General features: G+C 38.0%; 24 protein-coding genes and 1 other RNA gene. 8 read left to right on the top strand and 17 right to left on the bottom strand.

What is annotated here, in order from left to right:
• Positions 1-12: 12 nt before the first annotated feature.
• From IGL90_RS04600 to IGL90_RS04585, 4 genes are all read right to left on the bottom strand, one after another.
• Positions 13-1,176 (bottom strand): THUMP domain-containing class I SAM-dependent RNA methyltransferase, encoded by a 1,164-nt coding sequence (locus IGL90_RS04600; protein WP_002357989.1) that lies wholly within the window; start codon positions 1,174-1,176, stop codon positions 13-15.
• Positions 1,177-1,413: 237 nt separating this feature from the next.
• An RNA gene (gene rnpB, locus IGL90_RS04595) (RNase P RNA component class B) lies at positions 1,414-1,782 on the bottom strand.
• A 107-nt stretch (positions 1,783-1,889) separates the two neighbouring features.
• Complete coding sequence (gene gpsB, locus IGL90_RS04590; RefSeq protein ID WP_002363721.1) at positions 1,890-2,300, bottom strand: cell division regulator GpsB; 411 nt, start codon at positions 2,298-2,300, stop codon at positions 1,890-1,892.
• 93 nt (positions 2,301-2,393) lie between these two features.
• Positions 2,394-2,936, bottom strand: coding sequence for a DUF1273 domain-containing protein (locus tag IGL90_RS04585; RefSeq protein WP_002369608.1), 543 nt, complete (start codon positions 2,934-2,936; stop codon positions 2,394-2,396).
• A 62-nt stretch (positions 2,937-2,998) separates the two neighbouring features.
• Between IGL90_RS04585 and recU the strand changes: the two genes are divergently transcribed.
• Positions 2,999-3,616 (top strand): Holliday junction resolvase RecU, encoded by a 618-nt coding sequence (gene recU, locus IGL90_RS04580; protein WP_002388848.1) that lies wholly within the window; start codon positions 2,999-3,001, stop codon positions 3,614-3,616.
• Between the two features lie 41 nt (positions 3,617-3,657).
• Positions 3,658-5,994, top strand: coding sequence for a PBP1A family penicillin-binding protein (locus IGL90_RS04575; RefSeq protein WP_002360569.1), 2,337 nt, complete (start codon positions 3,658-3,660; stop codon positions 5,992-5,994).
• A gap of 83 nt (positions 5,995-6,077) precedes the next feature.
• Here IGL90_RS04575 and IGL90_RS04570 read toward each other — a convergent pair whose 3' ends face one another.
• From IGL90_RS04570 to IGL90_RS04560, 3 genes are all read right to left on the bottom strand, one after another.
• A complete protein-coding gene (locus IGL90_RS04570) occupies positions 6,078-7,688 on the bottom strand; it encodes a CTP synthase (protein ID WP_002357995.1) in 1,611 nt (536 codons plus the stop codon).
• A gap of 307 nt (positions 7,689-7,995) precedes the next feature.
• Positions 7,996-8,613: a DNA-directed RNA polymerase subunit delta gene (gene rpoE, locus IGL90_RS04565; RefSeq protein WP_002357996.1), complete on the bottom strand. Its 618-nt coding sequence runs from the start codon at positions 8,611-8,613 to the stop codon at positions 7,996-7,998.
• 76 nt (positions 8,614-8,689) lie between these two features.
• A complete protein-coding gene (locus IGL90_RS04560) occupies positions 8,690-9,127 on the bottom strand; it encodes a DUF1934 domain-containing protein (protein WP_002382132.1) in 438 nt (145 codons plus the stop codon).
• Between the two features lie 331 nt (positions 9,128-9,458).
• Between IGL90_RS04560 and IGL90_RS04555 the strand changes: the two genes are divergently transcribed.
• The 3 genes from IGL90_RS04555 to yidA are packed head-to-tail and all read left to right on the top strand — an operon-like array spanning position 9,459 to position 12,472.
• Entirely contained in the window at positions 9,459-10,274 is an 816-nt protein-coding gene (locus IGL90_RS04555) for a lipoate--protein ligase family protein (protein ID WP_016634759.1), read from the top strand.
• Complete coding sequence (locus IGL90_RS04550; protein WP_002357999.1) at positions 10,271-11,641, top strand: dNTPase; 1,371 nt, start codon at positions 10,271-10,273, stop codon at positions 11,639-11,641. The genes IGL90_RS04555 and IGL90_RS04550 overlap by 4 nt, the downstream gene beginning before the upstream one ends.
• Before the next feature lie 18 nt (positions 11,642-11,659).
• Positions 11,660-12,472 (top strand): sugar-phosphatase, encoded by an 813-nt coding sequence (gene yidA, locus IGL90_RS04545; RefSeq protein ID WP_002377829.1) that lies wholly within the window; start codon positions 11,660-11,662, stop codon positions 12,470-12,472.
• Positions 12,473-12,535: 63 nt separating this feature from the next.
• On the opposite strand, the gene IGL90_RS04540 is transcribed toward yidA, so the two are convergent.
• On the bottom strand, positions 12,536-12,982 hold the full coding sequence (locus IGL90_RS04540) for an NUDIX hydrolase (RefSeq protein WP_002363716.1): 447 nt from the start codon (positions 12,980-12,982) through the stop codon (positions 12,536-12,538).
• 148 nt (positions 12,983-13,130) lie between these two features.
• Between IGL90_RS04540 and gloA the strand changes: the two genes are divergently transcribed.
• Both gloA and IGL90_RS04530 read left to right on the top strand, forming a co-directional pair.
• Entirely contained in the window at positions 13,131-13,505 is a 375-nt protein-coding gene (gloA, locus tag IGL90_RS04535) for a lactoylglutathione lyase (protein ID WP_048737764.1), read from the top strand.
• A gap of 142 nt (positions 13,506-13,647) precedes the next feature.
• Entirely contained in the window at positions 13,648-14,370 is a 723-nt protein-coding gene (locus IGL90_RS04530) for a gamma-glutamyl-gamma-aminobutyrate hydrolase family protein (protein WP_002358005.1), read from the top strand.
• A 50-nt stretch (positions 14,371-14,420) separates the two neighbouring features.
• Here the strand turns inward: IGL90_RS04530 and IGL90_RS04525 are convergent, their stop codons facing one another.
• Complete coding sequence (locus IGL90_RS04525; protein WP_002393437.1) at positions 14,421-15,293, bottom strand: aldo/keto reductase; 873 nt, start codon at positions 15,291-15,293, stop codon at positions 14,421-14,423.
• A 28-nt stretch (positions 15,294-15,321) separates the two neighbouring features.
• Positions 15,322-15,684, bottom strand: coding sequence for a hypothetical protein (locus IGL90_RS04520; RefSeq protein WP_002358008.1), 363 nt, complete (start codon positions 15,682-15,684; stop codon positions 15,322-15,324).
• 169 nt (positions 15,685-15,853) lie between these two features.
• Between IGL90_RS04520 and IGL90_RS04515 the strand changes: the two genes are divergently transcribed.
• Positions 15,854-16,774, top strand: a complete 921-nt coding sequence (locus IGL90_RS04515) for a mechanosensitive ion channel family protein (RefSeq protein ID WP_002382128.1) — start codon at positions 15,854-15,856, stop codon at positions 16,772-16,774.
• 44 nt (positions 16,775-16,818) lie between these two features.
• Here IGL90_RS04515 and IGL90_RS04510 read toward each other — a convergent pair whose 3' ends face one another.
• The 7 genes from IGL90_RS04510 to IGL90_RS04480 all read right to left on the bottom strand — a co-directional run bounded on the left by IGL90_RS04510 (position 16,819) and on the right by IGL90_RS04480 (position 22,068).
• A complete protein-coding gene (locus IGL90_RS04510) occupies positions 16,819-17,988 on the bottom strand; it encodes an N-acetyldiaminopimelate deacetylase (protein ID WP_002386002.1) in 1,170 nt (389 codons plus the stop codon).
• A 36-nt stretch (positions 17,989-18,024) separates the two neighbouring features.
• Positions 18,025-18,726 (bottom strand): 2,3,4,5-tetrahydropyridine-2,6-dicarboxylate N-acetyltransferase, encoded by a 702-nt coding sequence (gene dapD / locus IGL90_RS04505; RefSeq protein WP_002358012.1) that lies wholly within the window; start codon positions 18,724-18,726, stop codon positions 18,025-18,027.
• An 80-nt stretch (positions 18,727-18,806) separates the two neighbouring features.
• The gene (gene cbpB / locus IGL90_RS04500; RefSeq protein ID WP_002358013.1) at positions 18,807-19,295 is read right to left on the bottom strand and encodes a cyclic-di-AMP-binding protein CbpB; all 489 of its coding nucleotides are present in this window, start codon (positions 19,293-19,295) and stop codon (positions 18,807-18,809) included.
• A gap of 256 nt (positions 19,296-19,551) precedes the next feature.
• Positions 19,552-20,262, bottom strand: a complete 711-nt coding sequence (locus IGL90_RS04495) for an L-ribulose-5-phosphate 4-epimerase (RefSeq protein WP_002363709.1) — start codon at positions 20,260-20,262, stop codon at positions 19,552-19,554.
• The gene (locus IGL90_RS04490) at positions 20,252-21,112 is read right to left on the bottom strand and encodes an L-ribulose-5-phosphate 3-epimerase (protein WP_048737760.1); all 861 of its coding nucleotides are present in this window, start codon (positions 21,110-21,112) and stop codon (positions 20,252-20,254) included. Before IGL90_RS04490 ends, IGL90_RS04495 begins: the two co-directional genes overlap by 11 nt.
• A 4-nt stretch (positions 21,113-21,116) precedes the next feature.
• Positions 21,117-21,755 carry a 3-dehydro-L-gulonate-6-phosphate decarboxylase gene (locus tag IGL90_RS04485; RefSeq protein WP_048737758.1) on the bottom strand — a complete coding sequence of 213 codons (639 nt, stop codon included), beginning with the start codon at positions 21,753-21,755 and terminating at the stop codon, positions 21,117-21,119.
• Positions 21,756-21,768: 13 nt separating this feature from the next.
• Positions 21,769-22,068, bottom strand: coding sequence for a PTS sugar transporter subunit IIB (locus IGL90_RS04480; protein WP_002358018.1), 300 nt, complete (start codon positions 22,066-22,068; stop codon positions 21,769-21,771).
• Positions 22,069-22,082: the final 14 nt, after the last annotated feature.

The following is a 22,082-nucleotide window of genomic DNA, read 5'->3' as shown; positions in this document are numbered from 1 at the left end:
ACACCAGCTTTCTTAGTCTTCCCGTGGTTTTCTTGGTGGACGTGTTCCCCAGTATTGGAATAAATCTGTTCGTAAGGCTCCGTTGTAAAGCTTCCGTTTTTTAGTAGCTTTGGCACCATAATATTCTTCAAAAGCAAGATCACTCGTCAGTATATACTTGCTCCAAGTAGTTAACGGACGGAAAACATGGCCCATTTCTTTATACAAACGGCGAACACTTTCCTCTTCTCCTAAACGCTCACCATAAGGCGGGTTAGCTACCATTACACCATATTCCTTCTCGGTTGTAAAATCTTTTAATGCCAATTGTTTAAAAGTAATTGAATCACCTAAACCAACTTCCTCAGCATTCGCTCGTGCGACTTCAATCATTCGCCCATCAACATCTGAACCACAGATATCTAATTCAACATCGTAGTCTGCCTTTGCCTCGGCTTCGTTACGTACTTTTTCAAAAATTGCTGGATCAACCCAATCCCATGTTTCACAAGTGAAACTACGATTAAAGCCAGGGGCAATGTTATGGCCAATTAATGCTGCTTCAATACAAATTGTTCCAGAACCACAAACTGGATCATAAAAAGGACGATCTTTGCGCCAATTGGTCAACATCACTAAAGCAGCTGCCATGTTTTCCTTAAGAGGTGCGCCCCCCTTTTCAATGCGATAGCCTCGTTTAAATAAACTTGGTCCAGTCGTGTCCAACGTCAACGTCACTTTATCTTTTAGAAGAGCCACTTCTAATTTAAACAAAGCTCCTGTTTCGGTTAAAGGCACCGTCGCTGGACGATGGTAAACTTCTCTTAAACGGTTAACAATGGCTTTTTTGGTGATGGCTTGGCAATCAGGAACACTATACAATTTTGACTTAATTGATTTACCTGCAACTGGAAATTCTGCATCTAAAGGCAAATAATCTTCCCAAGGAAGTGCTTTAACTTTTTCAAATAATTCATCAAAACTATAGGCGTTAAATTCGCCAACGACGATTTTAATCCGATCTGCTGTTCGTAGCCATAAATTGGCAGTAGCAATTGTTTCAACTGTTCCTTCAAAGACGGCCCGGCCATTTTCTACTTCACAGGGAATCCCTAAATCACGCAATTCTTTTCCAACTAATGCTTCTAAGCCACTAGCAGCCGTTGCAACAAGTTTGAATGTTTTTTCTTTCGTCATAAAAACTCCTTCTTGACTCTTTTTTATTGTCTGGAGCTAACAGTCCTGCCGACTACTGCTCCGCTTGTTTTTTATAATTGTCCGCTTTCTCTGAACTAAACGGTCCTGTTCCGGCCTCTTTAGAACAGACAGCTTACTACTTTTATCTCAGTTTCTTTATTTTAACATTTTTTTATTCTTTTCGTAAAAAAAGCCTTCACAACTACGTTGGAAGGTCTTCCTGAATTACTTGTAATTTTCTATAAGCCATGTTCTGTATCACCAATTCTTCAGGAAAAATTGGTGACGGTCATCATCTATCTGCAGAGTAAACTCTGCCTCTTCTACTCGTTCATTTCCTTTAGAAGAGCGCCCCTACCATTGTTTGGGTTGCTCGCTCGAGGGGTTTACCGCGTTCCACCGATGGAGTTTCCCACATCGCTTCGTCACTGTGGCACTTTCAAGGATACTTTGACATAGTCGAAACCTTAGTCATTTTTCCTGCCGTTACTCTAAAAGAGTACCTTAGCTTATGATTTCGCTAAGCACGAACACTACAAGCATCTCAGCTTGTGCGAGCATGGACTTTCCTCAGCTTGCAAAAGCAAACCGCGATCACCCGAAAATTACAAATCTGTTTAGACGAACAGCAAAAATTTACACACTACAACAAGTGTCCGCTATTCTAATAAATGCTTTTTGTTCCTCGTGAAAACTTGACTTAAATTGTCTTGTTAAAATTGACGTGTTTGTGCATTATCAACATCATGATTCGCTGGTTCTGCAGGCATTGACGGTGCAGAAGGCGTTACAGGTGTTGAAGGTGTTTCATCTAACTTTTTACCAAAAACTTCACGCTCTAAGTTTGATAAACGTTTTAAAATATCAAAGTTGGTCACTGCTGCACTTTTTGGTACTTCTTGAGCAACACGAGGCGTTGGTTGGGCTTTTGATAATTGGTCTAATTTTGCCATTAAGCGGCTGTTTTCTTCTTGCAAGCTTAATAATTCTTTATTATAAGCTTCGTAGTCTTTAATAACATTGTCTAAAAATTCGTCTACTTCAATTGGGTCATACCCGTTCATCATTTTCGTTTTAAATTCTTTTTGTAAAATGTCTTTAGGACTATATACTAAATTTGCCATGTTTACACCTCATTTGTTTATTTACGATAGAAAATTTCATAGTTCCACAAATACTATTGTAACGAAAAATAGCTAGAAAATCAAACAGATTCTCTAATCAATCACCGAGTTTTGTAAATCATCCATTGTAATTAAGCGAATATCATAGGGTTCTCGTTCCGAAAAATGTTGTGCATCCTTTAAAAAATACTCCGTTTTGCCAGGGTACTCTTTGTCATAAATAAGTAAGCTGCCCCCAGAATGTTCCAAAAGAAATTTTGTATGCATTTTTAATTGTGCTGGCGATTGATAGGGCTGGTGACTTACTGAGTTGATATAATCAGCCAAACTTTCCGCTTTCGTTAACAGTTCTCGATTTTGTTCATTCCAATTATTGCCAAAGTCTTTAAACGGATAAAGTAAACCTAGCTGAACTTCTGGATATTCCGTTTTTAATTCCCCAACTACTTCAGCTGTCCAAAGTTCAACACCTAAATTGCCAGAAATCAAAATCCATTCTACTCCCGTTTCAATATAACTGGCTAACTCTTTTTTTAAGACATTTTTAATAACTGTGATTTTCGGGTCTTTTCCTTGAAATATCCCCAATTCAAAGCTGCGATAACCGGTGACATAGAGGGTTTTTATCATTTCCATAAGTCATCCCTTTTCTTTCAGGTCTTTTTTTTGGTATAATACAGGCTAGGAGTGTGATAAACGTGACGTTCCATTATCCTAACGGAATACCTTATAATCATCATGAAGCACAATCACCAAAAAAACAAGTAAAAAAGAAACGCCCCGTTGAATTTGGTAATCGTGGGATGGATTTCGAAGAAGCGATCAATCAAAGCAATCAATATTATCTATTGAATAAGCAAGCAGTCGTTCATAAGAAACCAACTCCTGTTCAAATTGTTAAAGTAGATTATCCCAAACGAAGTGCGGCTGTTATTAAGGAGGCCTACTTTAGACAAGCTTCAACGACTGATTATAACGGTGTATATCAAGGCCGTTACATAGATTTTGAAGCGAAAGAAACGAAAAATACCACGTCCTTTCCCTTTAAAAATTTTCATCAACATCAAATTGATCATATGGAACAATGTATAGCACAACAAGGGATTTGTTTTGTGCTATTATGGTTTTCAAGCTTAAAACGCTGCTTCTTTTTTAGTGGTGAAAATCTAATAACGCATTGGAAAAACCAAGCAGTTACTGGAAAAAAATCTATGCCGCTTGCACTCATCGAGAAAGAAGGAATTGAATTATCTTTTGGAATCGCACCGCGAATCCCTTATCTCGACGCAGTGGAACAATATATTCAGACACACTAGATTCATAAAGTTTTGAAAGTATAACAAAGGAGTTGCTATTTATGCCAACCGCAAATTCAGGCTCGCGAGCTGCTAGACATGCATCCAACACCTCATCGAAGTCAAGTTACAAGAAAAAGACACAACCGCCGAAAAAGAAAAAACGGCTTGTTTTAAAAATCTTTCTTGGCTTACTTATCGCTGGGATGGTCGCTTTTTTAGCAGGCGTTGGTCTTTTTTGGTTCTATGCACGACAAGCCCCAAAATTAGAAGATGACAAACTGAATGCGACAGTTTCATCGAAGCTTTACGATATTAATAATGAAATTTTTGAGGATTTAGGCGCAGAAAAGCGTGAATTAATTCAACCAAATGATGTGCCTCAATTATTAAAAGATGCCATTGTTTCTGTCGAAGACCGTCGTTTCTATAAACACATTGGTGTGGATCCGATTCGGATTATCGGTTCTGCCCTTTCAAATGTCAAAAATGGTGGATTACAAGGCGGAAGTACCTTAACCCAACAATTAATTAAATTGTCCTACTTCTCTACAAAAGAATCTGACCAAACCTTGAAACGGAAAGCACAAGAAGCATGGATGGCTGTTCGTTTAGAACGTGAAAAATCAAAAGAAGAAATTTTAACTTACTACATTAACAAAGTCTACATGGCGAATGGTTTTTATGGAATGGAAACAGCGGCTGAAAATTATTATGGTAAACATTTATCTGAACTTGATTTACCACAAACGGCCCTACTGGCAGGAATGCCACAAGCGCCAAACTCATACGATCCCTATACAAAACCAGATACTGCTAAAGAACGCCGAGATGTCGTACTCTACACAATGTACGACAATAAAAAAATCTCGAAAGCAGAGTACGAAAAAGCCAAAGCTACTCCAATCGATGAAGGCTTAGTGCCATTAAAAGCCAGTGATGACAATCGAAAAGTCGTAGATAATTACGTCAAAGAAGTAATCAATGAAGTGAAAGCAAAAACTGGTAAAAATGTTTACACAGACGGACTAGATATCTACACAAACTTAGATATGAATGCCCAAAAACAACTTTACGATATTGTCAACAGTGATCAATACGTTGCGTTTCCAGATGATAAAATGCAAGTGGCTTCAACCGTTATTGATGTTGCCTCTGGACAAGTCCGAGCACAGATTGGTGGTCGTCACATTCCTGATGATGTACAATTAGGAAACAATTTAGCTGTTAACACCCAACGTGATGTTGGTTCAACCGTGAAACCAATCATGGATTATGGTCCCGCAATTGAGAATTTAAATTATTCGACAGGTCGCCTCATGGTGGATAAACCAACGAAATATCCTGGTACCGACATTGATGTCTTCAACTCTGATTTAACATATCAAGGCGTCATTACTATGCGCCGTGCGATTATGGGTTCTCGTAACACGACTGCGGTCCAGACGTTTGATGAAGTTGGTAAAGAAAACATCATGCCTTTCATTAAAGGGCTAGGAATTGACTATAAAAACTTAGAAGCCTCGAATGCCATTTCAAGTAACACAAGCGATGTAGATGGCGATAAATATGGAATTTCCTCATTGAAGTTAGCAGCAGCTTATGCGGCTTTCGCCAATAACGGGATTTACAACAAACCGTATTACGTAAACAAAGTCGTTTTCAATGATGGAACTAGCGTTGATTATCAACCTGATGGCAAACGTGCAATGAAAGACTCTACCGCCTATATGATGACGGATATGTTAAAAGATGTTTTAAACGGCGGAACAGGATTTAACGGCGCCATTCCAGGCTTAATCCAAGCGGCCAAAACAGGGACTTCTAACTATACTGATGAAGATTTAGCGCGAATGGGCACAACAGAAAAAGGAATTGCCCCGGATAGTACCTTTGTTGGTTATACAACACACTATGCCGTTTCTGTTTGGACTGGATACAATGATCGAAATACACCAATCTATCAAGAATACTATGGGATTGCCTCGGATGTTTATCGTGAAATAATGAGTTACTTGTCTCAAAATGTTTCAAACGATGACTGGGTGCAGCCAGACAGTGTTGTGCGGGTAGGTAATGAATTATACGTGAAAGATGCCTATGAGGTACCAAATGTACAAGTTTTACCAAGTACTACCTCTTCAGCACCACAGCCGGAATCTAGCAGTACGGTGGAATCCTCTTCCACAAAAGAAGCGGAAAGTTCATCAAGTTCTAGTTCAGAAAGTGCGCCTTCTTCCTCTGAAGCGCCACCATCAACCGAACAACCGGCAAGCTCTTCCTCAGCAGAGCAACCAGCAACATCGGAACAACCACCTGAACCATCAAGTTCTAGTTCACAAGAACCGCCGCAACCACCTGAAAGTAGTTCTAAACCAGATGAAAATAAAGCAGCATAAAAAGTACGGGGCTCATGATGAGCCCCGTACTTTTTTAGATTAAAAATGGACGAAGTGAACTGAATCACTTCGTCCATTTTTGCTTATTTACTTTCTTTATTTGCCAAAGCTGCACCAACAAATCCTTTGATTAAGCGTTGTGGGCGATTTGGACGAGAAATTAATTCTGGGTGGAATTGACAAGCCACAAAGAATTGTTTTTCAGGAATTTCAACAATCTCAACTAAACGATTATCTGGTGAAACTCCAGAGAAAACTAAGCCATTTTCTTCAAATAATTGACGATATTTGTTGTTAAATTCATAACGATGACGGTGACGTTCTTGGACAACATCTTCATTTCCGTATGCTGCCGCAGTTTTCGTTCCTTTTTTCAATTTACATGGATATAAACCTAAACGTAGTGTGCCACCTAAATTCTCGATGTTTTCTTGATCTGCCATTAAATCAATAATGTTATTTGTCACGTCAGGATTAGTTTCTGCAGAACCAGCATCTTCTAAGCCCACAACGTTACGACCAAATTCTACACAGGCCATTTGCATACCTAAGCAAATGCCAAGGAATGGTACGTCATTTTCGCGAGCAAAACGAATCGCTTCAATTTTTCCTTCAATTCCACGATCACCAAAACCACCAGGAACCAAAATACCATCTGCTGAACCAATTCTTTCAGCGACATTTTCAGCAGTTAATTCTTGTGAATCAACCCAATCAATTTCGATATCTGAATCAAAATCAAACCCAGCATGTTTTAATGCTTCTACAACAGAAATATAGGCATCTGGTAATTCAACATATTTACCAACCAGCGCAATTTTTGTTTTCTTTTTCAAGTTAAGAACTTTTTCTTCTAATGCACGCCACTCAGTCATGTCTGCAGCCGGTGCATCCAATTTTAAATGATCACAAACAATTTGATCCATGTTTTGTGCTTGAAGTGCTAATGGAATGGAGTACAATGTTTCAACATCACGAGATTCAATTACCGCTTCTGGATTAACATCACAGAATTGTGCTAATTTGTTTTTAGTGTTTTGAGAAACAGGTAATTCTGTACGGACCACTAAAATATTTGGTTGAATCCCTAAACTTCTTAATTCTTTGACACTATGTTGTGTTGGTTTAGTTTTCATTTCGCCAGCCGCTTTTAAGTAAGGAATCAAGGTTGTATGGATGTACATTACGTTGTCACTACCCATATCAGCTTTCATTTGACGCAATGCTTCTAGGAAAGGTAATGATTCGATGTCGCCGACAGTACCACCTACTTCTGTGATAATCACATCGGCATCCGTCATTTTCGCTGCACGCATAATTTTTTCTTTGATTTCATTGGTAATGTGTGGAATAACTTGCACTGTTGCACCTAAGTATTCCCCTTTACGTTCTTTACGTAAGACTTCTGAATAAATTTTTCCAGTGGTTACGTTTGAGTATTTATTTAAGTTAATATCAATAAAACGTTCATAGTGACCTAAGTCCAAATCTGTTTCGGCACCATCATCTGTGACAAAAACCTCTCCATGTTGGTAAGGACTCATTGTCCCCGGATCCACATTAATATATGGATCGAATTTTTGAATCGTTACTTTTAATCCACGATTTTTTAATAATCGTCCTAAAGATGCTGCGACAATCCCTTTTCCGATAGAAGAAACCACGCCACCTGTAACAAAGATGTATTTTGTCATAATAGTTAAAAACCCTTTCTTTGATAATATTTTGTAGAGAGAAGTAAAACAACTTTGAGACTCTTACGTTTCTCCAAATAAAAAAGAAACAAAAATAGAAAAGCTCCCTATCCATTACGAATAGGGAGCTTGTAAGTTCGTTCAAACTTCTGACCTTCTTAAAGGTGCCCAAGTAGTATAATACAAGCAAACGAACATCAGGTCAAGTACTTCTATTCAAGAAAATAATTTTTTCTATTTTCTCATTTTTCTTAAGCATTCAACTAAAAAGCTTGACTCCTTCTTAGGAATCAAGCTTTTTGGTTTCTTACTCTTCAGAATATTCGTCATCAAAATCGTCTTCATCTTCAACATCATCGTCATCAATGATCGTTAAATCTTCTTCGATTTGCGGAATATCTTCTTCATCATCGTCTGAATCTGCACCAATCTCTTGTAAGTCAGAGTTGTATGCTTTGATTTCTTCATCTTCATCTTCTTCATCATCGTACAAGATGTCTTCTTCATCATCATTTGTTAATTCAGCATCTTCTGGATCGTCATCGTTATAGTCAATTACATCTTCATCGTTTGGATTAGTGATGAAGGCATTTACTTTTTTACGTTTTCTACGACGTGGTGCATCTTCTTCGTCTTCTTCCAAGCCATGTGTAACTTCTTCATCGATTGAATCGATTGGATACCATGAACGTAAGCCCCAACGATTGTCTCCCAATGAGATAAAGCTACCGTCGATGTTTAAATCTGTATAAAATTGTGCTAATTGGTCACGAATTTCACTATCAGACTTGCCAAGATAATTTTGGATTTGGTTAACTAAATCAGAAAAATCCATTACATCTGCATGTTGTTCTAAAATAGCGTGTGCTACTTCAATCATGGATAATTCTTTTTTGTTTAACCCTTCAAATACATTAATTTCCAAGAGGTACACGTCCTTTCACAGTCTACTCCTTATCATACAAAAACATTGAAAAAAAATCAATTCTATTCTGCAATATTTATGCAGTAAATTCTAATTCTAAATGATATTCTCCGATTCGCTCTGTTTGAGAGTATAAATCATAATCAACTAAAATCTTACCAGACATTGGTTGATCTTTTAAACTAACACGCAAATTATGTGTAAACGTACTAATCTGCAGCAAGCCATAAGGGGTTCGATAACTTGTATCTAATTTTTCCTGATAGCCAAATCTTAAACGCATCCGTAATTCACCGGCACGAATCAACTGAACATGCCCGTCTGGTTCAATTTTAATGGTTACGGGGGTTGGCTCTGTATCCTCTAATAATTCTTCTTTGTAACGAATGTATAATGTATCACCCATTTTTACTAATTGACCTTCTAAGTCAAAGAAAAAATCTTTTTGTTCGTTGCCTTGTTGGACAATCGTTTTTAGTTGAATCGATACAGGAACGCCTGTTGATAAATCCATAATGGTCACTCCTTTTCCAAAATATAACTTTCTTATTGTTGACTTTTTCAATGTATTTGTCAACTAAAGTCAATTTTTCCTTGCTTATGTACCTTTTCTTATTGTATAAGCTCTTTTCACGGGTTGCAAGCATTTGTTTCATCTATTTAATAAGAAAACCGTTTACTATTTTAGAGAATTCCTTCAGAATTCGTTTATATAACATGCTTTTTTGCGTTTTTTGTATATAATATAAGAGAGAGTAAGAAAATAAACGTATTAAATGACGTAATTATAAATAGACAGGACGTTTTTTATGAGCACAACTTTTCCCCTTCACACCGAATCATTTATGCTCCTTGATTCAGGTTGTTTAACAAACAGTGACTATTTTTTTCCTTTTGCTTTGACCGATGTTTTAACTACTTTTTCAGGAATGCAGCACCAACCAATCATTCATTTCTGGCAATTGGATCAAGCAATGATTCTTGGCATGAAAGATACCCGTGTACCACATCTAAAAGAAGGCATCGCTTCTCTGCAAGAAAACGATTATTCTGTAGTCGTTCGCAATGCCGGCGGTTTAGGGGTGATTGCCGATTCGGGTATTTTAAATGTTTCACTTATTTTACCAAATAATTCTGAACACAAATTAAGTATCGATGCGGCTTATGAATTAATGTGGGCTTGGCTCCGTCAGAGTTTTCCGGAGAAAGAGATTGACGCCTTTGAAATTACTACATCCTATTGTCCCGGTACTTATGATTTAAGTATTGGCGGTCAAAAGTTTGCAGGGATTGCCCAACGACGCGTCAAAGACGGTATTTCTGTCATGATTTACATCAGCGTTAACGGCAATCAACTTGCTCGTGGAGAAGTGGTTCGAGACTTTTACCTTGCTGGGTTACAAGAACAATTTGGTGAAAATGGCTATCCACCCGTTGATCCAGCAGTGATGGCAAATTTAGAAACCCTGATTGAGACTCCATTAACAATAGACGCCGTAAAAACCCGTTTAATCGAAGCATTACCTCAACAATTTGAAAAATCTATTGATCCAAACTTAACCGAACCAATTATAACCTCAGAATGGTTCCAAACAAATTTAACTGTCCAGCTGGAAAAAATGGCGCAACGAAACGCCTTAATTAAAGGAGAGATCTTATGACGATTCCGTATAAAGAGCAACGATTACCAATCGAAAAAGTTTTTCGTGATCCCGTCCATAATTATATTCATGTCCAACATCAAGTGATTTTAGACCTTATTAATTCTGCTGAAGTGCAACGATTACGTCGCATTAAGCAACTAGGTACTTCTTCTTTTACGTTTCACGGTGCCGAACATAGTCGTTTTTCCCATTCTTTGGGTGTTTACGAAATTACACGTCGGATTTGTGAGATTTTCCAACGTAACTACTCTGTGGAACGATTAGGTGAAAACGGCTGGAATGATGACGAGCGCCTGATTACACTTTGCGCAGCTTTATTACATGATGTCGGTCATGGTCCTTATTCACATACATTCGAGCATATTTTTGATACAAACCATGAAGCAATCACGGTCCAAATCATCACCTCACCAGAAACGGAAGTCTATCAAATTTTAAATCGTGTTTCGGCAGATTTTCCTGAAAAAGTCGCCAGCGTTATTACTAAACAATACCCAAATCCTCAAGTGGTGCAAATGATTTCTAGTCAAATTGATGCCGATCGCATGGACTATCTGTTACGTGATGCTTACTTTACAGGGACGGAATACGGAACCTTCGATTTAACTAGAATCTTACGTGTGATTCGACCATACAAAGGAGGCATTGCCTTTGCTATGAATGGGATGCATGCGGTGGAAGACTATATCGTTAGTCGTTACCAAATGTATGTCCAAGTCTATTTCCACCCTGTTTCTCGTGGGATGGAAGTGATTCTTGATCATTTATTGCATCGGGCGAAAGAATTATTTGAAAACCCTGAATTTGACTATGATTTACAAGCCTCTCTGCTTGTACCATTCTTTAAAGGGGACTTCACCTTACAAGAATATTTAAAATTGGATGATGGCGTCCTCTCTACGTACTTTACACAATGGATGGATGTGCCTGATTCAATTCTAGGTGATTTAGCCAAACGTTTCCTTATGCGTAAGCCTCTGAAGTCAGCCACCTTTACTAACGAAAAAGAGAGCGCAGCAACGATTGCTTATTTAAGGGAATTGATTGAAAAAGTTGGTTTCAACCCTAAATATTATACTGCCATTAATTCAAGCTATGATTTACCTTACGATTTTTATCGTCCAAATAAAGACCGTCATCGTACACAAATTGAATTGATGCAAAAAGATGGCTCATTAGTGGAATTGGCAACGGTCAGTCCCCTAGTTGCAGCACTTGCTGGTCAGAGTCAAGGAGATGAACGTTTCTATTTCCCTAAAGAAATGCTTGACCAAGGAAATAAAAAACATTACGATTTATTTGATGAGACGTATCGTGAGTTTTCAAGTTACATTCATAATGGTGCGTTAGTTTTAAAAAAATAGGTTTTCTAGGAGGATTCTATGTCAATTAAGTTAGTTGCTATTGATATCGACGGAACATTGCTAAATTCACAACACAAGATTACCCCACGGGTCAAAGAAGCGCTCCAAAAAGCAAATGAGCAAGGTGTTCGTATTGTTTTATGTACAGGCCGTCCTTTGCCAGGCGTGAAAGAACAATTGGATGAATTAGCCTTATATGGTGAAAATGATTTCGTGATTACCTACAACGGTTCGCTTGTCCAAGCAACCAAAGATAATACGATTATTTCACGCTATACCTTGAGTTATGAGGATTTTTTAGAAATTGAAATGTATTCTCGTAAAGTCGGCGCTCACTTGCATACAATTGATGATTCCGCTATTTACACTGCCAATCGCAATATTGGTAAATATACGATTCACGAAGCATCTTTAGTGAACATGCCTTTAAAATATCGTACGGTGGATGAAATGACACCAGAGATGAACATTATTAAAATGATGATGATTGATGAGCCGGAAGTTTTAGATCCTGCCATTGCAAAATTACCATTACATTTTACCGAAAAATATACGACTGTTAAAAGTACGCCTTTTTACTATGAAATCATGAATAAAAATGCTAGCAAAGGCAATGCTCTAGCAAAATTGGCAGACCATTTAGGCTTAAATAAAGACGAAGTGATGGCCATTGGTGACAATGAAAATGACTTATCCATGATTGATTACGCTGGGATTGGTGTTGCGATGGGCAATGCGACAGAAAATGTTAAAACAATTGCCGATGTGCATACCACTAGTAATGACGAAGATGGTGTCGCTCAAATTATTGAAAAAATGGTTTTAATTTAAACATTCTTTTCAATAACAATAACCCTCAATCTAATCAACATAGATTGAGGGTTATTCGTTATTTTATGATGCTGCCGCTAGCCATTTTTCAACGGCCCAGCGGTGGCTTCCTCTTTTTAATAAACGGACTGCTTCTTCTGGTGCAACCCAGTGTAAAGTATTGGTCCTTTCTAAGGGTTCGCTAAGTTGCCGCCAAGTATTCGCTACATAAAAATAGCCAGGATTATAATAGGCAGTTTGGCGATGGTTCGAATAAAAATATTCATCAGCTTCCCCTAAATAACGGCCAATTTCTACACTAATTCCTAATTCTTCTAGCACTTCTCGGTGGATCGCTTCTTCTTTCGTTTCGGTGCCTTCAATTTCGCCTCCTGGTAAAAAATAAGCTCCATTTGGCGCTTGTACCAGAACCATTGTGTTATTTTCTGGCTTTGAAACAATAATGTATGCAGCATATCTTGTTTGATAGGTCAATGTCTCTTCTCTTTTTCCAAACGTTGGCGTTTTCATTGGCGCACCTCTTCTCTTTTCATCTATTTTACCTGAGAAATTCCTTTAGAACAAGTCAGAAACCAAGCGTTTTTCTCTACATTTCACGTTTATCTATGCTACTATTAACGTTGGAAATATAATTAAGTTTGAAAGGGAGTTTTTAACTATGAAAATGGCTCATACATGTGTGCGTGTAAAAGATTTAGAGGCATCATTAGATTTCTATCAAAAAGCCTTCAATTTTGAAGAAAGTCGCCGTCGTGATTTTCCAGAAAATAAATTTACTTTGGTTTATTTAACTTTACCAGGAGACGACTACGAACTAGAACTAACTTATAATTATGATCATGAAGCATACGATTTAGGAAACGGTTATGGTCATATCGCCATCAGTACAGATGATTTAGAAGGATTACACGAAAAACATCAAGCGGCTGGCTTTACTGTCACTGACTTAAAAGGCTTACCTGGAACTGCACCATCTTATTACTTTGTTGTCGACCCAGATGGTTATAAAATCGAAGTCATTCGTAAACGTTAAAAAGTTTCACTTGTTCACTTACTGAGCTTTTTGTGTTTGAGAGCTGTCCGAGACAAAACTTGTCTCGACTTCTTCTCAAACACTTTTTTCAAAAAAAGTGCTACAATAGAACGTATGAATTTATTGAGGATGTGATGTTATTATGACAAAAAAAATTATTGGAATCGCTGGCAATCAACTTTTGCAGGCAGCTGAAGTGTTTCACGGTAACCAAGTGACGTACACCCCACAAGGTTTTGTCAGCGCTGTTCAAGCCGCAGGTGGCGTTCCTCTCGTTTTGCCAATTGGCCCCAAAGAATTAGCCGCTACGTATATACAACAAATTGATAAACTACTTTTAGCAGGCGGTCAAGATGTTGCCCCTGAATTTTACGGACAAGAACCCCATATAAAATTAGAAGAAACGAATCGTGATCGTGACGAGTTTGAGTTAGCCCTAATTGAAGAAGCCTTAAAACAAAACAAACCTATTTTTGCGGTTTGCCGTGGAATGCAATTAGTCAATGTTGCTTTAGGTGGCACATTATATCAAGATTTATCGATGTATCCTCAATGGTCAGTTAAGCACGGACAACAACCCACTCAACCAATCTTTGCGACGCATCGTATTGATGTTGAACCAGACAGTCAATTATCAAACATATATGGTACAACTGGTCAAGTCAACTCGTACCATCACCAAGCACTACATACTTTAGGAAAAGATTTACGCGTTACTGCTTGGTCCTCTGATGGCCTTGCAGAAGCAGTGGAATCAACAAATGAACAGCAGCCTTTATTAGCTGTTCAATGGCATCCTGAACTAATGTACGCACGTGATGCCAAATCCCAAGCACTCTTTAACTACTTTGTTCAAAAATTATAGTAAAAACGGAGGGACGTCTTTCGCCCCTCCGTTTTTACTTGCTATCATACTTAAAAATCAAAATTATCTGGATCTGCACCAAAACGATGATCCTTATTTAACTGATTAATTGCGGTTATTTCTTCTGGTGTTAATTCAAAATCAAAGACAGCAAAATTTTCCTGAATTCTTTTTTCGTGAACAGATTTGGGAATCACGATAATATCATTTTGTAAGTGCCAACGAATAATCACTTGGGCCGCTGATTTACCATATTTTTCACCAATTTTCACTAGTACTGGTTCAGATAATAAATTACCTTGTCCTAGAGGAGACCAAGCCTCCACGGCAATCTTATTTTCGGCTAAATATTTTCGTAGCGGTTCTTGTGTTAACGTAGGATGTAATTCAATTTGATCCACCATTGGCACAACATTTGCTTCTGTTAATAAATCTTCCAAATGATGTTGATGAAAATTGGAAACGCCAATTGCTTTGGCACGACCACTTGCGTAAATTTCTTCTAATGCTTTCCATGATTCTTTATATTTACCAGCAACAGGCCAGTGAATTAAATATAAATCAACATAGTCTAACCCTAATTTTTCTAAGCTTTTATCAAACGCTTTAATCGCATTTTCATAGCCTTGATCTTCATTCCATAATTTCGTCGTCACGAAAATTTCTTCGCGGGGAATACCCGATTGACGAATGCCTTCGCCCACCCCTACTTCGTTTTTATAAACGGCTGCTGTATCAATCAAGCGATAACCCGCTTCTAAAGCCCATTTTACTGAATTTGTTGCTTCTGAGCCATCTTCTACACGCCAAACACCTAAACCTAGGCGTGGCATTTCATTGCCGTTTGCTAATTTTTTTGTTTTATCCAAAGTCATGTGTTTCTTCAGTCCCTTCATTTTCATTACTTTTAGTATACTACGCATTCTTCTTTCACGAAACAATCACGACTTGTCAGGTCATTTTCTTTATTTTTAATAAATAACGACGCCAATAAGTCAGCACTCCGATTAGTGCCACAACTACAATTGTTCGACCGCTAACGCTTCCAATCCACAGTTTAACTGCAAGTAACCAGATACAAAAGAGATAAACACAGGACCAATTAAAGGAAACTTTCAATGTACATGATTCCGCAATTTCGATTATCTGACTACTAAAAAAACGACTCCCTAATCGTAAAGCGACTGGATTATGGAAGATGAATGTTCGTCGCTTGTCAGCCGTTAAGCGAGTAGCACATCGCTCATCAATAAAAATTGTTACAGGTAATTTAGAAAGTAAATCATTTTTTGCCCATTCAATTGAAACTTTCACGCAGCACTCACAACCTTTAACAAAATTATAAAATATATTATTTATTTACAAAATTATAACATTCCTAAAAAAACATGTTAAGTCTTTAAAAAAACTTTCTATTTTCTTCCCCTTTCGCCGAGAGATTTAGTATACTAAAAGAAGAAATTTTAGAGAAAGTTGGATTTTTATGTTGATACTTGGTTTAGCCAGTACTGAAACAGTCGATTCTTCTGCTCCTGATTTAGCAGAAGCGACCGTAAAAAAAGTGAGCGCGCTACAACGCTTTTGGAACAATATTAATTGGGATGCCATTGTCGCTACCTTAATTGAAAAAAGTTTATCAATTTTATTTTTAATTTTTCTATTTTTTATCATTCAGCGAATCGGGAAATATTTAATTGATCGCACCTATGCAAATTATAGTAAAAAGCAACATTTTAGTGAAAGCCGTTTAAAAACGTTACACACTTTAATTATTAATGCATTTCAATATACGCTGTTCTTTTTCTTCATCTATTCTCTTTTGACCATTGTCGGTGTGCCTGTTGGCTCATTATTAGCCGGAGCGGGAATTGCCGGTGTTGCCATTGGTTTAGGGGCTCAAGGATTCATGAATGACTTAATTACCGGATTTTTCATTATTTTAGAACAACAAATGGATGTAGGCGATTATATTCGCTTATTGGCGTTAAATATTGAAGGAACTGTTACTTCTGTCGGATTACGAACCACTCAAATTAAAGCGGTTGATGGAACTGTTCATTTTATTCCAAACCGAAACATCACCACAATCAGTAACCTGTCTCGTGCCAATATGCAAGTGTTAATTGATGTCCGCATCAATCCTGAAGAAGGTTATGAAAAAATTTGTGAAGTGATTACAGAAGTCAATGAAACATTAAAAGAAAAGTATATCGAAAGTATTCAAACTGGGCCAGATATTTTTGGTATGGTCGATTTAGGCAATGGCAACTTTGCGGTGCGAACGACCATGTATGTACTAAACGGCAAACAATTTGCGGTCAAAGAAGAATTTCTAGCCCAATATATCAAAGCATTAACAGAGGCCGGTTTTACGATTCCCAATACGCCCATTATTGCAAAATAAAAAACAGCCACCAGATATTTATTAGTTATCTGGTGGCTGTTTTTCTAATTGTCCAATGATTTTAAAAAGCCACTAACTGCCTCCACTCCAAACAATAACGCCTCTTCGTTCGGTTCAAACTTAGCAGAATGAAGGCTGTAGGGACTTGCCACGCCTAACCAAAACATCGTGCCTGGGACTTTAGACAATAGATAGCCAAAATCTTCACCTGTCATTGCAACCGGTGCTTGTTGAAATTGAACTGTTGCTTGTTTGCTCATGTATTCAATAAAATTCGTGGTACATGCTGGCTCATTCACTACAGGTAAATACCCTTTCTGATCAAGATGAACAGTTACTTCACATTGAAAAGATTGCGCAATACCTTCACTAATTTCGCGAATTCTTCGCTGCGTTTGTTCATTCGTTTCTGCTGTCAATGTGCGAATTGTACCAGATAAAGTTGCTTCTTCGGCAATCACATTGCAGGCAGTCCCTGCATGAAAAGTTCCAAAGGTAACGACTGCCCCAACCACAGGATCAACATTTCGACTAACGATCGTTTGCGCTTGCTGAATTAAATTTGTGGCCGCTAAGACCATATCATTCGCTTGATGCGGAAAAGCCGCATGTCCACCTTTTCCTTTTAAGGTAATGTTCACTTCACAAGTGGCAGCAAACAATGTCCCTACTCTGGTACTAATAGTTCCGACTGGCAAATCAGGATTAACATGAAGCGCATAAAATTCATCAGGTAACCACTCACCAAACGCATGGTCTTCATACATCAACATCCCCCCTGCTTCATTTTCTTCAGCAGGTTGAAATAAAAATAAAAAGTTATTGTCTGGTTGCTGTTGACTTAATTCTTTCAAAACCCCTAAACCGATTGTCATGTGAAAATCGTGCCCACAGGCATGCATAAACCCTGGTCGTTTTGATTGAAAAGCAGAAACCACTTCCTCTTGAATAGGTAAACCATCAATATCAGCACGCCAGCCGATGGTTTTCTGAGGATTTTTGCCTTCTATGAAGACTAAAATCCCCGTTTGCCATGTTCGAACTTGCAGATAAGGTTGCTTCATTTTATCAATTTCATTAAGTAAAAAGGCTTGTGTTTCCTTTTCTTCTAAACCGATTTCAGGTATTTGATGTAGTTGCCGTCTAATCGCAATTAATTCTTCTTGCTCCACAAAAGCCACTCCTTCATTTTTTGGGTAATCGAAAGCCGCCATGAAGAAGTTTCTTCATCGCGACTGACTAATTTATTTTTAGAGTTTACGTAATTCTTCTAAAATCTCTGTTTTACTCTTGGTTTTATCATCAATTTGTTTAATTACTTTTGCTGGCACGCCTGCAACAACGGTATGCGCTGGAACGTCTTCCACAACTACCGCCCCAGCAGCCACAACGGCACCTTCACCAACACGAACCCCTTCTAGTACGACCGCATTCGCTCCAATGACAACCTCGTTTTCAATAACCACAGGTGCGGCACTTGGTGGTTCAATGACACCAGCTAAAACCGTTCCTGCGCCAATATGACAATGCTTCCCTACAGTTGCACGACCGCCCAAAACAGCGCCCATATCAATCATAGTCCCTGCACCAACGACGGCGCCAATATTTAGAATAGCCCCCATCATAATCACCGCTTGATCGCCAATTTCAACTTTTTCGCGAATCAAAGCACCTGGTTCAATCCGAGCATTAATGTCTTTCAGATCAAGAAAAGGAATTGCTGAGTTACGTGCATCGTTTTCTACAACATAATCCTCAATTTTTTCTTTGTTTGCTTCTAAAAAAGGTTTTACGTCAGCCCAATCGCCAAACAATGTCCCAGTTTTACAATTATTAAAGACCTTAATTGTTTCCGGAAACGTGACTTCTTTTAATTGCCCTTTCAGTGTTACTTTAACAGGCGTTTGCTTTTTGGCATCGCCAATATACTGAATAATCTCATATGCGTCCAATCACAGCACTCCTTTACTTCGTGTTATCATACAGAATAACGCATTTATGAGAAAAAAGTAAAGAGTTTCTTGCGTTTTATTTAAATTACTTTCATTTCTTCTTCTGATTTAGGCAGAACAAGATGATGTTTTTCTAATTCATGCGCCATATGATTGACCGCTTTTAAAATTTCTTTGCGTGTAATGATACCTTTAAAGCGTTGATTATCATCAACCACTGGTAAAAAAGAAGCATCTACTAATAAATGTAACACTTCTTCTAAATCCCACGATTCACCAATTACAGGAACATTGACTTCCATTACATCGGCCACAGTAAATTCATTCAATTTTTCAAAATCCACTGAAGTCAAATCAAACATTTTATCTACAACGTCTGTCAAGCCGATTAAGCCAACAAAGCGATCTCCCTTATCTAACACAGGAATCTTGGAATAGCGAACTTGCGATAAGACTAATGCCGCGTGACTTAATGGATTTAAACACATTACGTTGGCGACATTTTCGGCGGGTACTAAAAACGTTTCTTGTTTTTCTAATAATAATTCTTTTACAGCAGTCCCTATCATGATTGGGTTGCCTCCATTTCTAATTCTTTAACACGTAACTTATTGTACCTAATTCTGCGGAAAAAGTCTTGGAATTCGCAAATTCTTCATAACTTAACAAACGAAAATTAACGTTTTGTTCTATTCTCCCCCAAAAAAGAGAACGCTTTCTTAAAAAAATAAAAACTTAGTTGTCCCATAACAGACAACTAAGTTTTTATAAAAGACCAATTAATCAGTCAATTATCCTTCTTTTTCACACGTTTCATCACAGCCATCACTGACCATAATAAGCGGAAATCCCATGTTTTCTAAGATAGTGTTTATCCAATAAAAAATGATCAATTGGTTCAACATCTGGATTAATTATTTCCGTCAAACGTGCCATTGAACAGATTTCATCTAAAATCAAACTGTTTTCAACTGCTTTTTCCGGAGTCATTCCCCAAGTAAATGGGCCATGTCCATAAACTAACACTCCTGGAACTGCTAAAGGATCTAATTCTTGTTCATGAAATGTTTCAACAATGACTTTGCCAGTCTCTTCTTCATAGTTTTCTTTAATTTCACTTTCAGAGAGCGCTCTTGTGCAAGGTACAGCGCCATAAAAAGCATCCGCATGGGTGGTACCGTAAGGAGGTAAGGCTCGCCCTGCTTGAGCCCACGTAACACTATTCAGGGAGTGCGTGTGCGCAATCGCTCCAATTTCTGGCATTTTTTGATAGAGATAAAGATGCGTGGGTAAATCAGAAGACGGCTTTAATGCATTGGTTTCCAATAGTTGTCCGTTTAAATCAGTCACTACCATCTGTTCCTTGGTCATTTCTTGATACTTGACGCCGCTTGGTTTAATTACGATAATCCCTAATGACCGATTGATTTCACTAACATTGCCCCACGTTAATTTGACTAAGCCCAGTTTTGGCAAAGCCAGATTCGCTTCATAAACACGTTGTTTCATTGCTTGGATGATCGCTTTATTGTTCATAATAACCCACCTCTGCTAATTTGGGATAGAGATACTGCTGCGCGGCTTGAATTTTTTCTTGAAAATTCAAATCCGTTTCATTCCACATTTCAATTAAAAAAGGACCACTATAGTTTAACCGCTTGAGTGTTTTTAATAAGCCTGTAAAATCAACACAGCCTTCTCCAAAAGTAACTTCCCGAAACTTCCCTTCAAATGTGTCTGTTACAGCGAAGGTATCTTTTAAGTGAATAGCAGCGATTTCAGCAATTCCCTTTTCAAGCTCAACCGCCGGATTATTTTCCGGCCAAGCAGACAAATTACCTAAATCAGGATAAACATGCAAAAAAGGGGACGGAATTTGTTCCTTAATTTCTAGAAATTTTTGTATGCTATTCATAAAAGGGTCATCCATAATCTCAACAGCCAGAATGACACCGTATTGTGCAGCTTCCTCAACGCCCTTTTTCAGACCTTGAAGAAAAAATTCCCTTGTTTCAGCAGTTTTTTCTTCGTAAAAGACGTCATAGCCAGCTATTTGAATTACCCGTATGTTTAATTGATGAGCCAAACGAATCGCTTGAGATAAAATTTTCCGCCCTTTTTCACGTGTTTCTTTATTTAAAGAGCCTAAAGGGAACCGCCGATGACCACTTAAACACAAAGAATGGATAAAAAAATCTTCTTTCACCATTAATTGAGAAAGTTCTTGTAACTGGCTTGGTGTCCAAGCCAATCGTGCTAAACGTTCATCGGATTCATCAATTGACATTTCTAAAAAATCAAACCCTAACTTTTTGGCCCATGTTAATCGTTCTGCCCAAGTTAAACTTTGCGGGAGTGCTTTTTCATACAGTCCAATTCGTGCCATTTTATCACTTCCAAATCTGATCGATTTTTTTTTGAAAATCTTTGGCTGCTTGTTCAGGATTTTTTGATTCAGTAATCCCACGGCCCGCAATAAATGTTGCAACTGCCATTGTTCGAAACAATTCAAGCGTTTCGACAGTTAAACCACCTGTGACGGACACTTCAAAGTCTAAGTCAATTAGTTCTTGAACTTTATTCAAATCTTTCTCTCCCCAACTGCCGCCAGCTAAAAGAGCATCTCTACTTTGATGATAAATCACCTGATTAATCCCTAATTCTCGCCATTGTCGAGCTTGTTGCATTGTCCAATCTCCATATAGTTCTACTTGTAATTCTCGGACTTCTTTTTGAGCTGCAGCCATCGTTGGCAAGGTGGCGCAACAAATAACCGTCATGAAATCAGCGCCTGCTTGTGCGACATTACGAGCAACTGTACCGCCCGCATCAGCACATTTTGTATCAGCAACAATTGTTTTATTAGGAAACATGCGTCTTAAACAACGAATTGCTTTTTGGCCTTCTTGTAAACACAAAATAGTGCCAACTTCGATAATATCGACAATTTCTCCGACTTTCATACAATCTGCTAAAGCGTCTTCTAAGCTATTATGATCTAAAGCGATTTGTAAGTTTGGTCTTTTCATCTTTCCCATCCTTTTATTCAGATTTTTGATAACGATCTGAAGCCATATATTTTTCTTGAATTTCTTTTGCAGACATTACATTTTTAATGCCAATCACTGTGACTCCGCGTTTTTCTGCTTGCTGAAACATTTGTAAAAAATTGACTGGAGTAAAAACAACGTCGTATTGGCTAGCAGAGCTTTTTCCTTCTGAAATGGCGCAATGATGAATTTTTGTAATCGGTACACCTAATTCTTTCATTGCTTTTTCAACACTCCGCATCATCATTAGACTCGTGCCAGAACCATTGGCACAGGAAACAAGTATTCTCATTTCAAATTCCTCCT

Origin of the sequence: Enterococcus sp. DIV1307a (genome assembly GCF_050537425.1) — a bacterium.
In the GTDB taxonomy this organism is placed as follows: domain Bacteria; phylum Bacillota; class Bacilli; order Lactobacillales; family Enterococcaceae; genus Enterococcus; species Enterococcus faecalis.
Note: the sequence above shows the minus strand (reverse complement) of the source record. Positions and strands in the feature narration are given on the sequence as shown.